11 protein-coding genes, 1 tRNA gene and 4 pseudogenes are annotated in these 15411 nt (G+C 66.8%); 11 read left to right on the forward strand and 5 right to left on the reverse strand.

What is annotated here, in order from left to right:
* Nucleotide 1 precedes the first annotated feature (1 nt).
* On the reverse strand, nt 2-502 hold the full coding sequence (locus JO236_RS07120) for an LppP/LprE family lipoprotein (RefSeq protein WP_293326644.1): 501 nt from the start codon (nt 500-502) through the stop codon (nt 2-4).
* Between the two features lie 507 nt (nt 503-1009).
* Here JO236_RS07120 and JO236_RS22480 point away from each other — a divergent pair.
* The 9 genes and pseudogenes from JO236_RS22480 to JO236_RS07155 form a co-directional block, all read left to right on the forward strand.
* Nucleotides 1010-1069, forward strand: a pseudogene (locus JO236_RS22480) (hypothetical protein); the annotation flags it as partial.
* An 84-nt stretch (nt 1070-1153) separates the two neighbouring features.
* A pseudogene (locus JO236_RS22485) lies at nt 1154-2374 on the forward strand (molybdopterin-dependent oxidoreductase); the annotation flags it as partial.
* 453 nt (nt 2375-2827) lie between these two features.
* A pseudogene (locus JO236_RS22490) lies at nt 2828-5059 on the forward strand (flavodoxin domain-containing protein); the annotation flags it as partial.
* 188 nt (nt 5060-5247) lie between these two features.
* Entirely contained in the window at nt 5248-5562 is a 315-nt protein-coding gene (locus JO236_RS07130; protein WP_293326650.1) for a hypothetical protein, read from the forward strand.
* 442 nt (nt 5563-6004) lie between these two features.
* The gene (locus JO236_RS07135; RefSeq protein WP_293326653.1) at nt 6005-6625 is read left to right on the forward strand and encodes a hypothetical protein; all 621 of its coding nucleotides are present in this window, start codon (nt 6005-6007) and stop codon (nt 6623-6625) included.
* Nucleotides 6622-7554: a cysteine synthase A gene (cysK, locus tag JO236_RS07140; protein WP_293326656.1), complete on the forward strand. Its 933-nt coding sequence runs from the start codon at nt 6622-6624 to the stop codon at nt 7552-7554. Before JO236_RS07135 ends, cysK begins: the two co-directional genes overlap by 4 nt.
* Before the next feature lie 2 nt (nt 7555-7556).
* The gene (cysE, locus tag JO236_RS07145; protein WP_293326659.1) at nt 7557-8237 is read left to right on the forward strand and encodes a serine O-acetyltransferase; all 681 of its coding nucleotides are present in this window, start codon (nt 7557-7559) and stop codon (nt 8235-8237) included.
* Between the two features lie 11 nt (nt 8238-8248).
* Nucleotides 8249-8668: a thioredoxin family protein gene (locus JO236_RS07150; protein WP_293326661.1), complete on the forward strand. Its 420-nt coding sequence runs from the start codon at nt 8249-8251 to the stop codon at nt 8666-8668.
* Between the two features lie 488 nt (nt 8669-9156).
* A complete protein-coding gene (locus JO236_RS07155; RefSeq protein ID WP_293326664.1) occupies nt 9157-9432 on the forward strand; it encodes an ANTAR domain-containing protein in 276 nt (91 codons plus the stop codon).
* Between the two features lie 92 nt (nt 9433-9524).
* Here the strand turns inward: JO236_RS07155 and JO236_RS07160 are convergent.
* Nucleotides 9525-9600, reverse strand: a tRNA-Asn gene (locus tag JO236_RS07160).
* Nucleotides 9601-9736: 136 nt separating this feature from the next.
* Here JO236_RS07160 and JO236_RS07165 point away from each other — a divergent pair.
* Entirely contained in the window at nt 9737-9994 is a 258-nt protein-coding gene (locus JO236_RS07165) for a hypothetical protein (protein ID WP_293326679.1), read from the forward strand.
* 4 nt (nt 9995-9998) lie between these two features.
* On the opposite strand, the gene dnaG is transcribed toward JO236_RS07165, so the two are convergent.
* Both dnaG and JO236_RS07175 read right to left on the reverse strand, forming a co-directional pair.
* Nucleotides 9999-11906 (reverse strand): DNA primase, encoded by a 1908-nt coding sequence (gene dnaG / locus JO236_RS07170; RefSeq protein ID WP_293326666.1) that lies wholly within the window; start codon nt 11904-11906, stop codon nt 9999-10001.
* A gap of 9 nt (nt 11907-11915) precedes the next feature.
* Nucleotides 11916-13241 (reverse strand): deoxyguanosinetriphosphate triphosphohydrolase, encoded by a 1326-nt coding sequence (locus JO236_RS07175; protein WP_416362179.1) that lies wholly within the window; start codon nt 13239-13241, stop codon nt 11916-11918.
* A gap of 23 nt (nt 13242-13264) precedes the next feature.
* Between JO236_RS07175 and JO236_RS07180 the strand changes: the two genes are divergently transcribed.
* Nucleotides 13265-15235 carry a TPM domain-containing protein gene (locus JO236_RS07180; protein WP_293326671.1) on the forward strand — a complete coding sequence of 657 codons (1971 nt, stop codon included), beginning with the start codon at nt 13265-13267 and terminating at the stop codon, nt 15233-15235.
* Nucleotides 15236-15316: 81 nt separating this feature from the next.
* On the opposite strand, the pseudogene JO236_RS07185 reads toward JO236_RS07180, so the two are convergent.
* Nucleotides 15317-15411: pseudogene (locus tag JO236_RS07185) on the reverse strand (type VII secretion protein EsxI); the annotation flags it as partial.

Below are 15411 nucleotides of genomic sequence, written 5' to 3' on the forward strand. Positions count from 1 at the left end.
ACTATTGATGCGGGATCGAGTCGAGCGCCTTGAGTTTGCCGTCCGATCCGATCTGGAATCGCACGGTGCCCTTACCGGTTGGGCAGCAAGGCTTGTCGCTGCCGGCCTGCCATTGGTACTGGACCGTGACGGTGTCGTCGTTGGACGACAGCACGGTGAGGTAGGGCTTGGGGTTGGGCGTGGCCGAGCCCAGCGGGGAGTTGTGGTCGAAGAACAACAGCTGCTGGGGACTCGATTCGCTCGCGATGGTCGGGATGATCTGAACCCAGTACAACCGGCACTTCTTCGTGTGCCCGCGCGCGATCTCGACCCAGGTCGAATCCGGAGTCACGATCGGAACCCCGGCGATGGCCTGCTGAACGGTGTCGGCAGTCGGCCCGTCGGAGTCCTTGCACTTATCGGGCGGCTGCGGTGCCGACGACGTCGACGGCTTCGAGTCGCAGGCCGCAATCAGGCCCACAATCAGGGCAACGATCGCGAGGGTCGCGAGGGTCGTAGTCATTGGACGCACGCCCTCGAACCTAGCGACGGTCGCAAGCGCGGCGCAGCCGGGCAAGCTCGGCGTCGCCGGGCGCTGCGGGCCGTCGCCATCGACCCAGCGACGGTCGCAAGCGCGGCGCAACCGTGAGCACTTTTTCGGCGCGCCGCGCAAGCTTAGCAAATACTGTGAATGTCCCGTCGGTTTTATCGGAAACCGTGTTCGGGACCGCCGGAACGGCATTGTCGCGGGTAATCTCGGGACCGTCAGCTGGTCGGCGTTGATTGGCTGTGAGCTGGGACAATAGACATTTTCTGAACATCTCACAACCACGCTATGGCCGTTGCGAGAAAGCCGTAAAACGGCGGAAACACCGGGACGTCCCGCGGTGAAACATCCTTGTTGCACGATTACGCGCAAATCTTTGTTGCGCCGCCGAGAGGAGAAGACGTTCGCGTGGCCAGCGGCACTGTTTCGGCCGATACGGACGCCGTAAACACCTTGTGCGCGTACTGCGGCGTCGGCTGCGGCATGGTGCTGCAGATCACAACGGACCCACAGTCGGGCCTGCCCCACATCGCCAAGACGGTCGGGCGCAAAACCCACCCGGCCAACTTCGGGCGGTTGTGCACCAAGGGAGCGACCACCGCGGACATGCTCGCAGCGCCCGGCCGGATGGACAGCGCCTATCTGCGGGCCGAGCGTGACGAACCGCCCCAGGCCGTCGAAATCGACACCGCGATCACGGCGTCCGCCAGGCGGTTACGGGCAATCATCAACGACCATGGCCCCGACGCCGTCGCCCTCTACGTGTCAGGGCAGATGTCCTTGGAGGCCCAGTACCTGGCGAACAAGCTGGCCAAAGGGTTCATCGGCACCAACCAGATCGAGTCGAATTCACGGCTGTGCATGGCCAGCGCCGGCTCGGGTTACAAGCTGTCCCTGGGCGCCGACGGACCACCCGGTTCGTATCAGGACTTCGACCACGCCGACGTGTTCTTCGTGATCGGCGCCAACATGGCTGACTGCCACCCAATTCTGTTCCTGCGGATGATGGACCGCGTCAAGGCCGGTGCCAAGCTGATCGTCGTCGACCCGCGCCGCACCGCGACCGCCGACAAGGCCGACCTCTTCCTGCAGATCGCTCCCGGCTCCGACCTCGCACTGCTCAACGGGCTGCTGCGGCTCCTTGTCGAAAACGGCCACACCGACCAGGAATTCATCTCCCAATTCACCGAGGGCTGGGAGGTGATGCCCAGTTTCCTGGAGCAGTTCCCCGTCGGTACGGTCAGCGAAATCACCGGCATACCCGAGCAGGACATCCGCACCGCTGCCCGCTGGATCGGCGAAGCCACCAACTGGATGAGCTGCTGGACAATGGGACTCAACCAGAGCACCCACGGCACCTGGAACACCAACGCGATCTGCAACCTGCATCTGGCCACGGGCGCGATCTGCAAGCCCGGCAGCGGCCCGTTCTCCCTGACCGGCCAGCCCAACGCGATGGGCGGGCGTGAAATGGGTTACATGGGACCGGGTTTGCCCGGTCAAAGATCCGCGCTGTCGGCCACCGACCGGCAGTTCGTGGAGGACCAGTGGGGCATTCCACGCGGGTCGGTGCGCGCCGAGGCCGGCGCCGGCACCATCGACATGTTCTCCCGCATGGCCGACGGCGAGATCAAAGCGTGCTGGATCATCTGCACCAATCCCGTTGCGTCGGTGGCTAATCGGAAGACGGTATTGGCCGGCTTGGAACGCGCCGAGCTGGTGATCACGCAGGACGCGTTCCGCGAGACCGAGACCAACGAGTACGCCGACGTGATGCTACCTGCCGCCCTGTGGACCGAGGCCGACGGCGTGATGGTCAATTCGGAGCGCAACGTCACCCTGTTCCAGCAAGCCGTCGAGCCGCCGGGCCAGGCGCTGCCCGACTGGCAGATCATCGCCCGGATCGCTTGTGAGATGGGCTTTTCGGATGCGTTCAGTTATGACAGCGCTGAGGACGTCTTCGAGGAGATCAAGCGGTTCTGGAACCCCGCAACGGGTTACGACTTGCGCGGGATCAGCTATGACCGACTGCGCCAGACGCCGCTGCAGTGGCCATGCCCGCCCGAGGGCGGCACCGACCGCAACCCGATCCGGTACCGCAACGACGGCATCAGCCAGACCCAGCTCGTCCGCGACGACGGCAGCGTGCCCCGCTTGGCTTTCCCGACCCCGAGCGGGCGCGCGATGTTCTTCGCCCGCCCGCACCTGGCGCCCGACGAGATGCCCGACGACGACTACCCGCTGCTGCTCAACACCGGCCGCCTGCCCCACCAATGGCACACCATGACCAAGACCGGCAAGGTGGCCAAGCTCAACAAGCTCAACCCGGGCCCGTTCGTCGAGATCCACCCCGACGACGCGGCCCGGCAGCAGATCGCCGACGGCGACCGCGTCGAAGTCGCCTCCCGCCGCGGCCGGGCCGTGCTGCCCGCCGTCATCACCGACCGCGTGCGGCCGGGCAACTGCTTTGCGCCGTTCCACTGGAACGACTCCTTTGGCGAATACCTGTCGATCAATGCCGTCACCAACGACGCGCTAGATCCGATCTCACATCAACCCGAATTCAAGGCGTGCGCGGTGACCCTGACGAAGATAGTTGTTACCGAGGCGGATTCGCGACCCGCCGAGCCGGTACGGCACGCCAGCCCGGACCGGGTCGACGCGCTGGCCGAAATCCTCGGCGTGGGACAGCAACCCGTCCCGGAGTTCGACAACCTGGGCCGCTCCTACCTTGCGGGACTGATGACTGCCCTGCGTTCGGAGCCCGCGCGGACCAGCGTTCCGACGCTGCCCGATACCGCGCCATTCGACCCGAGCACGCGACTGTGGCTGGACGGCCTTCTCGCGGGCCTCTTCGCGGGCGCCGCCGTGCCGGAGCCAGCGCCGGCCGCCCGGTCCGTGGAGGCCAACGAAAGCGCCCATTCCCCAGTCGTTGTGCTCTGGGCGTCGCAGACCGGCAACGCCGAAGAACTGGCGGCCTCGGTCAGCGCGCAACTCGGCGAGGCGCAGGTGCCGGTCAAGTTGGTCGCCATGGACGATTTCGATGTCGCTGGCCTGCCGACCGCCCGCGAGGTGCTCCTCATCACCAGCACCACCGGCGACGGCGAGCCACCGGACAACGGCACCTGTTTCTGGCGAGCGCTATCAGCCGAGGGCGCGCCCCGTCTGGCCGGCACGCGCTACGCCGTACTCGCCCTCGGGGACTCCAACTATGACGACTTCTGCGGCCACGGACGCAAACTCGACGTGCGCCTGGCCGAACTGGGCGCCTCGCGCATCCTCGACCGTGTCGATTGCGAGCCCGACTACGAGGACGCCGCGGCGCGTTGGCTGAGCGGGGTCCTGCAGGCGCTGACCGAAGCGCCGGCGGCACCCGTCGCCACGGTGCCCGCCGCCGGGCCAGCGAAGACGACTCAGTACACCAAGAAGCGGCCACTGGCCAGCAGCCTGGTGCGCAATTGCACGCTCAGCCGGGCACGGTCGGCAAAAGATGTGCGGCAGTTGGTGTTTCACGTCCCGGAGGGCACGCTCAGCTACGAGGCCGGTGACGCGCTGGGGGTCTGGCCGCGCAACAGTGATCAGCTCGTCACCGAATGGCTGACGGTGACCGGCCTGGACGGCGAGACGGTAGTCGATGTGCCCGGGCACGGCTCGATGTCGCTACGTGACGCTTTGACCGACCGGTTCGAGATCGCGCACATCAGCCCGGACCTGCTGCGGTTCGTGCAGCAACGCTCCCGTTGTTCGGAACTGGCCACCCTGATGCGGCCGGAAAGCAAAGCCGCACTGACGGATTGGACATGGGGCCGGCAGTCGGTCGACCTGCTCGCCCACACACCGGTCACCGCCGCGGCCGCCGAGTGGCTGACCGTACTCAAACCTCTTCAGCCTCGGCTGTATTCGATCTCGTCAAGCCCCAAAGAGACCCCGGCCGAGGTGCACCTGACGGTGTCGCCGGTGCGCTACAACTTCCAGGGCATCCCACGGCGGGGCGTCTGTTCGACCTACCTCGCGGACCGCTCGCCCGGCGATCAAATCGCCGTCTACGTGCGACCGTCGAGCAATTTTCGGCCGCCGAGCGACCCGGACACCCCGATGATCATGATCGGTCCGGGCACCGGGATCGCGCCCTTCCGCGGTTTCCTGCAGGAACGACGGGCGTTGGGACACACGGGACCCAACTGGCTGTTCTTCGGTGAACAGCGCGCCGCCACGGACTACTACTACCGCGACGAGATCGAGAAGATGCACGCCGACGGGCTGCTCACCGAGTTGGACCTCGCGTTCTCCCGGGATCAGCGCGAAAAGGTCTACGTGCAGCACCTGATGCGCAAGCGCGGGGCCCAGCTGTGGCAATGGCTGCAGGACGGGGCGCGGCTGTACGTTTGCGGCAACGCCGACCCGATGGCCAAGGACGTCGACCGCGCCATCCGCGAAATCGTCGCCGAGCACGGGAGCCTCGACACGGACGCGGCGGAAGCCTACGTCCGGGCGCTCAGCGCCGACAAGCGCTACCACCGCGACGTCTACTAGGCACGGCACGCGCAGGGCGCGAACGTAACGCCACTGCGCTTTTCCAGCGGCTTTCTCGCAGTGGCGTTACGCCCGAGGCCCCGGCTTGCCGCCGTTCCACGACACGCGCTCCGGCACTTAATACGGCGGAAACATCCCACACCCGTCACGGAAACATCGCTGTCGCAGCATCCAGGCATGGAGGTTGTGTGCTCGTGAACCCCGTGTGCCCCCTGAATTGCCGACTACGGCGTGACACCGTCAGCGACGACGCAACCGGCGACCGGGTGTCGTCGGCCGACCAGGTCGAGTGGGCTGGGCTGCTGGTCAACCTTGATCTGGCCTTCTCGAGCCGGCAGCGCGACAAGGTCTACGTGCAGCACCTCAACCGCAAACGGGCCGCCCAGCTGCGGTGGTTGCCACAGCACAGCGCGGCACCGTGCGTGTGCGGGCTCGAGACCGACGATGGCCATGTCGATAGACGTTCCGATCGGGACGCTGCCAATTCCATGTCCAGCCGCTGACCGATCACCGCGACTTGTCCTGCCTGCGACTCGTTCTGAGCCGAGATCCTCGTTCGTCCTTCGTCTTCTTCGGGTAGTGGAGCGGTCGTCGAGTCGGTCAGGGGAGCACGCCCAAGGACCCCGTTCCGAGCCGAGGCAAATGTAAAACTCACCCGGATTTTTATCATCCGGAGGGCGGATCTGGCCGAGCAAGCTCGGTCGGATCATGCCCTATAGTGGGGGCATGCACCACGCTCTGCACCTGCGCTTTGCCCGCTCGCGCTGGCTTGCCGTGGACTGTTGTTGCTGTTGTTGATGCCCTGACTAGGCGAATCCGAGCCCTTCTGACGTTCTAATCGTCGCGCTTTTTTCGCTAGCCGGCCGCCCGACCGCCCGCGGGCACCAAAGCGCCTCCCGGCCTATTTCTCGCAGGAAAGTCCAACGACCCATGACCGTGTTGTCCATGCCCGACCTAATCCGACTGAACCCCAACCTGCACGCCTACTCGTTGGACTTCCTGCGCCACTCCTATCCATTGCGCACCACCGCCCAACTGAGTGGTCAGCTCGGCGGCTATTCGGTGCGGACAGTGGCGGACAAAGACATTACCGTTAAGCTGCAAAAGTCCGCCAATGGCATTGACTGGCAAGATGTTTCGGGCTCTCAGCTCACCGCGCCGACGAACCCGCACTGGTCGCTATCCGGGCCACCGTCGACGCCGAACTCGTCGGACCCTTCCAGGTGCGAATCCCCTTGCGGCTCAACACCACCGATAGCTCACAGTTGCTCCGACGCCGACGCCGACGCCGACGGCTTCGGCATCGACGGCGTGGTCCAGCCGGGAACGGACTACTACCTGCGCCGACCGCCGCACACATCGGCGACGACGCCGACCGCCACCGCTGCGGACGGCCTCGCCGGACGGGTGCTGACCGGGGTGGCGATCGACGAGCGATCGCAACAACTGACGCCCGTCGCACTGGCCATCCCCACGGACATGGCAATAGAGTTCGATATCAGCTGGGAGGCTGACAAGACCGAGCTTTTTGGACAAGCCGAGACCGCTGGAGACGAATTCAGATGAGCATCGCCGAGGACATCACCCAACTAATCGGGGGCACGCCCTTGGTCCGGCTGCACCGAGTCACGGACGGGGCCGCGGCCGACGTCGTGGCCAAGCTGGAATCTTTCAACCCGGCGAACAGCGTCAAGGACCGGATTGGGGTGGCCCTGATCGACGCCGCCGAGGAGGCGGGGCTGATCAAGCCGGACACCATCATCCTCGAGCCGACGAGTGGCAACACCGGGATCGCGCTGGCGCTGGTATGCGCCGCGCGTGGTTATCGACTCGTCCTCACCATGCCGGAGACGATGAGCGTCGAGCGACGAAAGGTGTTGCGCGCCTACGGCGCTGAACTGATCCTTACCCCCGGGCCCGACGGCATGCCCGGTGCCATCGCCAAGGCAGAGGAACTCGCCAAGACCGACCAGCGGTACTTCGTGCCCCAGCAGTTCGAGAACCCCGCGAACCCGGCGATCCACCGCAAAACCACCGCCGAGGAGGTGTGGCGCGACACCGATGGGAAGGTCGACATCTTCGTGTCCGGGGTGGGCACGGGGGGCACCATCACCGGAGTGGCCGATGTGATCAAGGAACGCAAGCCCTCCGTGCAGTTCGTCGCGGTCGAGCCAGCCGCCTCGCCGGTGCTGTCCGGCGGCCAGAAGGGGCCCCATCCGATCCAGGGCATCGGCGCCGGGTTCGTCCCGCCTGTGTACGACGAGGATCTGGTGGACGAGGTCATCACCGTGGGTAACGAGGACTCGATCGCCCTGGCCCGGCGGCTGGCCCGCGAGGAGGGCCTGTTGGTCGGCATCTCCTCCGGCGCGGCCCTAGTGGCAGCGCTACAGGTGGCTCGGCGTCCGGAGAATGCCGGAAAGCTGATCGTCGTGGTCTTCCCCGACTTCGGTGAGCGATATCTGAGCACCGTTTTGTTCTCCGACCTGGCGGACTAGCCATGCTGTCGGCGATTCGGCGAGACATCCGGGCAGCCAAGGAGCGCGATCCCGCCGCCCCGACCACGTTGGAGGTCATCTTCAGCTACCCCGGGGTGCACGCGGTCTGGGGCCACCGGATCAGCCATTGGCTGTGGCGCCGTCAGGCCAGGGTGCCTGCGCGGGCACTCGCAGAACTGACCCGCATCCTCACCGGCGTGGACATACACCCCGGCGCCACCCTGGGCGCCGGCCTGTTCATCGACCACGCGACCGGTGTGGTTATCGGGGAGACCGCGGAGGTCGGCGACGACGTCACCATCTTCCACGGCGTCACGCTCGGCGGCACCGGCGCGGAATCCGGCAAACGCCACCCTACGATCGGCGACCGCGTCACCATCGGTGCCGGCGCCAAGGTGCTCGGCGCGATCAAAGTTGGCGACGACAGCCGAATCGGCGCCAACGCCGTCGTCGTCAAAGAGGTGCCGTCGAGCGCAGTGGTAGTCGGAGTGCCCGGACAGACGATCGGCCGCAGCCGGCCCGGCCCGGGCTCGGATGACCTGCCCGACCTCGTGGGAACCAGCCTGCAGTCCCTGCTCACCAGGGTGGCCAGGCTGGAAGCCAAGGACGACAGCCCCCAGACGGACCGCGTCATCCGGCCCCCGGAGGCCGGGGTGTGGCACGGCGAGGACTTCTCGATCTGAATGGCGCCGGCGTGAGTTCCGTCGTGGTCGCCGCGAGCGCGCTCGTCGCGGCGCTGGCGGTCGCGACGGCGATTGGTGTGGTGGTCACCCGGCGCTCTGGGGTATTGCGTGAAACCGCATCGGAGACCCGCGCGGACACCTCGGATCTCGGGTTGTCGGCCAGCGGGCCCACCGTGGTGCACTTCAGCGCCGTCTGGTGCGGTCCGTGCGAGGCGGTGCGCCGTGTTGTCGACCAAGTGTGCGCCGAGTTGCCCGAGGTGGCTCACCTCGAAATCGACATGGGCGAAAATCCCGTGGCCGCCAAGCGATTGTCGGTGTTGTCACTGCCCACGACGTTCATCTTCGACGCCGACGGGCAGCAGCGATACCGCACCGCGGGCGTCCCGAAGGCTGCGGACCTGCGTGCGGCGCTGCAACCGCTGGTGGCTTGACGCACTGGTGGGCCAGTTGTACCCGTTCGTCGTCGGGCTACGCCGCAGCCCCACCGCCTAGCCGGGCGAAAGTTGTTTGTGCGCAAGGGTTTAAAAGCCAATGAGCTAAACGAACAGAATCCGGCTCCTCCCGCTTCCGATGCCATATAGTGTGACCATGCAACAGGCTCTGCAGCCGTCGTCGCGTGCCGCGCGGCGTCCCGGCGTCGACTGTTGTTGATTTCCTGAAGCTCTCGCAATTCTCGCGCTGCTCCCGTCCGCGTCGGCACTTTCAGTTCGTCCGGTGGGACTCGGATTTCAGGAAGATCAAACACCCATGACCGTGTCGCCGATACCCAAACACGCGCTGGCTCAGGTGCCGACACGTCGGCGGCATCACCTGTCGCGACATGGTTCCCGCAAGTCGACGCTCACGCGCCGCCGCATATCCATCCCGAGGCTGGCCGAGGGCTCCCGATACACCCACACGATTTACCAAGGAGGACAACATGTTCGAAACACTCGATAGGCAAGTCATACCCACCCGCCGGGAAACCACGCGGCTGCTCGACACGGCAGTCGGGGTGCTGGTCGGCTGGCGACGGTGCAGCACCGATGCGGCCTTCCGGGAATTGATCACCGTCAGCGATCGACACGACATACCCGTTTTCAGCTTGGCGTCGGCCTTGGTGAGTCTGGCCAGCAGAGGCACCGACGGCCCGGCCGCGAGTACTCCCGCCGCGGAAGCCGCCGAGCGCGAGTGGGGCTTGACCTACTTGCTGTGAGAGTTCACGGCGTCGACCTAGGCGAAGGAGCCAGAGACACCGCGGCCGCCCCCGGACGCCGGTCATATCCGGTGCCGCGCGGGCCTGTGACCTGGCTCCCCCGGGTGGACTCGAACCACCAACCCTTCGGTTAACAGCCGAATGCTCTGCCAATTGAGCTACAGGGGACTAACCCGATCGCGGGACGACTCTAGCGTACCGACCCGGCCACACCCAACTACCAGGGACTAGGGTCGGGCCGCGCGCGCGTCGCGCGGTTGAGGCAGGATGGACCACAACCGCAGTGTCAGTCGGAAGGACCGCTTTGATCGGATATGTCGCCGTGCTCGGACTGGGGTATGTGTTGGGCTCAAAAGCCGGACGCCGCCGCTACGAGCAGATCGCCGGCACTTATCGCGCGATCACCAGCAGTCCCGCCGCCAAGTCGGTGATCGAGGCGGGTCGCCGAAAACTCGCCGACAAGGTCTCCCCGGACACCGGTTTCGTCACCGTGACCCAGATCGACAACCAGACGGCGGTCCTGCAGCGCGACGCCGAGATGCAGTCAAAAACGGCTCCCTGACGTCTCACGCGGTCAGATCGTCGCCGCTGGCCTGTTCCTTGAGACTGCGCCGATAGGCCTCCATCGCGACCAGGTCGCCGAACAGCGCGTGATACTCGTCGCCCTGGTCGATCGGTGACATGCGCTGCAGCTTGGACTTCACCTCGGCGATCTGCCTGCCCATCCACACCTCTTGCAGGCGAGCCATGATTCCGGCGATGTAGCGCGGCATCCTCTCGTCGTCGACCGCAACCGCCTCCACCCCCAGCTCGCTGATGAGTCCGACGGTCAAGGGCGAGGTCGTCTGGTGGCGCACCGCGTCGATCCATTCCGCCCCGGTGATGCCGGCGGAGGTACCGCCGGCGGCTTCGATGGCGGCGCGGACAGCCGCGTAACCGGGATGGGTGAAACTCTCGACGGTGAGCGTGTCGAAGACCGGGCCGGCTAACGCCGGGTACTGCAACGCCGACTTGAGCGCCTCCCGCTGCGGCCACAACGTGGGCGCGCGTGGGTCAGGACGGCCGGCGACGGGTTCGGCAGCCTCGGACGGCCGGTGGACGGCCCCCCGAGGGGCCGCGGCCGCCGCCCCCGTCTTCCTGGAATGTTTGGCCTCGTCCCGCACCCGCCCGATGACCTGCGCGACATCGGCCCAGCCGACCCAGCCGGCGAGCTGTCGGGCGTACTCGTCGCGCAGGGTTGGGTCCTTGATCTGGCTCACCATCGGGACGCAGCGGCGTAACGCGGCCACCCGGCCCTCGGCGCTGTCCAGGTCGAATTCGGCGAGCGCGGAGCGAATCGCGAACTCGAACAACGGGGTTCGCCGCGCCACCAGGTCGCGTAGGGCCCCCTCGCCGGACTTCAGCCGCAGATCGCAGGGATCCATGCCGTCCGGGGCGACCGCGACGAACGACTGCCCCGCAAGGTTCTGCTCGCCGGCGAACGCCTTGAGCGCGGCTGCGCGGCCGGCGGCGTCGCCGTCGAAAACGTAGATCAGCTCGCCGCGGAAGAAGCTGTCGTCCATCATCAGCCTGCGCAGCATGCCCAAGTGCTCATCACCGAACGCGGTGCCACATGACGCCACGGCGGTGGTGACTCCGGACAGATGCATGGCCATCACGTCGGTGTAGCCCTCGACGACGACCGCCTGATGGCCCTTGGCGATGTCGCGCTTGGCCAGGTCGATGCCGTACATCACCGACGACTTCTTGTACAGCAGCGTCTCGGGCGTGTTGATGTACTTGGCTTCCATCGGGTCGTCGTCGAACAGCCGTCGCGCCCCGAACCCGATCACCTCGCCCGCCGAGGTGCGGATGGGCCACAGCAGCCGACGGTGGAACCGGTCCATCGGTCCGTGGCGTCCCTGCCGGGACAACCCGGCGGCTTCCAGTTCCTTGAACTCAAATCCCTTGCGCTGCAAATGTTTTGTCAGCGAGTCCCAGCCCGACGGGGCGAATCCGCAGCCGAAATGACGGGTGGCCTCGGCGTCGAAGTTCCGCTCCGTCAGGTACTGGCGGGCCGGCGCCGCCTCGGTCGACTGCAGCGCCTGCGCGTAGAACGCCGCGGCCTCGGCATTGGCGGCGACGAGCCTGCTACGACTACCGCGGTCCCGCTGCACGCTGCTGGCCGCGCCGGTGTAGGTGAGGGTGTGACCAACCCGGTCGGCGAGCAGTTCGACGGCCTCGACGAAGCTGACGTGCTCGATCTTCTGGACGAACGCGTACACGTCGCCGCCCTCACCGCAGCCGAAGCAGTGGAATTGCCCGTGGTTGGGCCGCACATGAAATGACGGTGACTTCTCGTTGTGGAACGGGCATAGCCCCTTATGTGAGTCCGCGCCGGCACGCTTGAGCTGAACATAGTCACCGACGACGTCCTCGATGCGGGCCAGTTCGCGGATGGCGGCGATATCGCGATCAGAGATCCGGCCGGCCATCGGCTCAGTCTACGGACCGGCCTGGCGTGAATCGACGCGTTCCAGCCGGCCCTCGGTATAGGACGCGATCTGGTCGATAACGACCCGCCAGCGGGCACCGTCGTCTGCGGCGGTGTTGAACGCCGCGGCAAAAATCGGGTCGAGCGTCTGCGGCGCTCCGGCGTACAACCACCGCGCCACCTGCTGGATGCGCTCCCGCTGGCGGGCTTGGGTGTCCAGATGCCGCGGGTCGGACATGATGAACTGCAGCGCCAGGATTTTCAGCATCGCGACCTCGGCCCGCACCAGATCGGGCACTTGCAGATCCGCCTGATAGCGCACCAGCGGACCGGAGCCGGCCCCCGCACGCGTGGTCGCGATTGCGGCCGAAGCGAACCGGCCCACCAGCTCACTGGTCAACCGCTTGAGCGCGACCGCCGCCGCCAGGGTGGCGTCATACTTGCCGACCGCGGCGACCACCGGCAATCCCGACAGCCGTCGCGCCGCATCCATCAGGTCGTCGGCGCTCACCCGGGAGAACTCGCTCTCCCCCAGCTTGGCCAGCGCCGCCGCGTCCTCGTCGTCGGCCAGCACGCGCAAGTCGATGCGTTCGGAGACCACACCGTCTTCCACGTCGTGCACCGAATACGCGACATCGTCGGCCCAGTCCATTACCTGCGCTTCCAGACAGGCCCGACCCGCCGGCGCGCCCAGCCGCACCCACTTCGCCGGCTCGCGGTCCTCGTTGTAGAACCCGAACTTGCTACTCCCGCTGCCAATCCCGTGACCGCGGGACCAGGGATATTTGGTGACGGCATCCAAGGCCGCGCGGGTGAGATTCAGTCCGGCGCTATTACCTTGTGCATCAAGGACTTTGGGCTCCAGGCTGGTGAGGATCCGGAAGTTTTGCGCGTTGCCTTCGAACCCGCCGTAGCGGGGGGCAAGCTCGTCGAGCGCCCGCTCGCCGTTGTGCCCGTAAGGCGGGTGCCCGATGTCATGGGCCAAACCGGCCAGCTCGACGAGGTCAAGGTCGCAACCCAGTCCGATCGCCATTCCCCGCCCGATCTGGGCGACCTCGAGCGAATGCGTCAGCCGGGTGCGCGGGGTGTCGCCTTCCCGGGGCCCGACGACCTGGGTCTTGTCCGCCAGCCGACGCAGCGCGGCGCTGTGCAGCACGCGGGCCCGGTCCCGAGCGAAGTCGGTGCGGTGTTGACCACCCGTGCCGGGCAGACCCGCGGTCTTCGGCGCTTCGATCACCCGTCGCTCACGGTCGAAGTCGTCGTAGGGGTCTCGCTGATTCGTGCTCACCGAGGCACAGTCTGCCAGGCAGCACCGAAACGGAGGCCGACGCCGCATCAGCGCGGGTTTAAATTAGCGCTATGCGAGTCGCTCTCGGCGTGATCCTGACAGCGCTGGGTCTGGCCGGCGCCCTGTTCCTGGCGCCACCGGCCGACGCGCAACCCCCGTTCCAGCTACCCGAATACGTCACCGACAGCGCGGGCGTGCTTTCCAATTCCGATCGTTCCGCGGTGACCGCGGCCGTCAACCAGCTGTACACGGAGCGCCATATCCGGCTGTGGGTGGTTTACGTCGACAGCTTCTCCGGGCTCAGCGCGGAGAACTGGGCCAAGCGCACCATAAGCGCCAGCGATTTGGGTAACTACGACGCGCTCCTGGCCGTCGCCACCACCGGCCGCGCGTATGCCTTCCTGGTGCCTTCGGCGGTGCGCAGCGTCAGCGCGGGTCAGGTCGATGACCTGAGGCGCAATCAGATCGAACCCGCGCTGCGCAACAACGACTGGACGGGAGCGGCGCTCGCCGCGGCCAATGGGCTCAACAGGCCACCCAAGACATCCGGCCCGCTGGCGCTGCTGGCCGTACTGGGCATCATCATCATCGCTGTGGTGATCCTGGTGGTCGTCACGCGCCTCCGCGGCCGAAGGCGACGCGCCAAGGAGTTGGCGGCGGCACGGCAAGTCGATCCCACCGATCCCAGGGCGCTGGCCACCCTGTCGCTGCAGGCCCTCGAGGACCTGTCCCGGGAGAAGATGGTGGTCGTCGACAACGCGGTGCGCACCAGTTCCAACGAGCTCGCGCTGGCGATCGACGAGTTCGGGCAGGAACGCACCGAGCCCTTCATTAAGGCGGTGAACGCTGCCAAAGCGACGCTGTCCCAGGCGTTTACCATGCTTCGACAACTAGACGACCGCACGCCTGGGCCGCCGGCGCAGCGCCGCGAGCTGCTCATCCAGGTGATCATGTCGGCGGCGCGCGCCGATCGCGAACTGGAGTCGCAGACCCACGCGTTCGAGCAGCTGCGGGATTTGGTGATCAACGCGCCGACCCTGCTCGACGGCCTGACCCGGCAATATGTGGAGCTCAGTGGCTGCATCGCCCCGACGGAACAGCGGCTGGCCCAGCTGCATAAGGAATTCGACGCCGCGGCACTGACTTCGGTTTCCGGCAACGTCGCGACCGCCAGGGAACGGCTGACCTTCGCCGACCGCCACATCACCTCGGCGCGCGAGCTGGCCGGTAAGGCGGAAAGCGGACAGCAGGGCGGATTGGTGGATGTCTATCGCGCCGCCGAGTCCGCGCTCGGGCAAGCGCGCGCGCTGCTCGATGCGGTGGACAGCGCGGCCGGCGACATCAGGCACGCCACCGCCGCGCTGCCGTCGACCATGGCCGACCTCGCCGCGGGGATCGAGCAGGCCAACCAGCGGCTAAAGCAGGACGCCAAGTCTGCGCACACGAAGGAGTTGATCGCGGCGCGTGATGCGGCGGCCAGCACTCTGGACGCCGCCCGCGGCGCCGGTGCCGCCGACCCGCTGACCGCGTTCATGCATCTGACCAAGGTCGACACCGAGCTCGACCGAGTACTGGCGACCCTCACAGAAGAAGACGCCAACGCCGCACGGCTCCAGCGCTCGTTCGAACAGGCCCTGTTCACCGCGCAGGCGCGAGTGCGGGGGGTCTCCGAATACATCGACACCCGCCGAGGCAGTGTCGGGGCCGACGCACGGACCAAGCTCGAGGAAGCCAACCGACACCTGGAGGCCGCACAGGGCAAGGAGTCGACCGACATCGTCGAGGCTATTACCCACGCGAACGTGGCATCGACGCTGGCCGCTCAGGCGCAGGCACTGGCCAATGCCGACGTGCAATCCGCGCAGCGCGCCTACGCGCGCCGCAGCGGTGACGACACCGGCGCGATGATCGGCGGGATCATCATCGGCGACCTGCTGAGCGGAGGCCTGCGGGGCGGGGTGGGCGGTTGGAGCCCCACCTCCTTCGGCGGCTCGTCGGGCGCATCGGGCGGCGGCTTCATGGGGGGCGGGGGAAGGTTCTGAACTGACCCGCGGCGATTACAGGCGACGGCAAAACGGAAGGGCCGCACACCTTTCGGTGTGCGGCCCTTCCGCTTTGAGTTGTCAGGCCCAGCTGCCGCTTACGGCGCTGTCGGTCTGCGCCATGTTGCTGCCGGCCGTCTGCACATTCTGGCCGTGCTGGTTGGCCTGCTGGTAGA

The sequence above is a fragment of the Mycobacterium sp. genome (assembly GCF_019247635.1).
Classification (GTDB): Bacteria; Actinomycetota; Actinomycetes; order Mycobacteriales; family Mycobacteriaceae; genus Mycobacterium.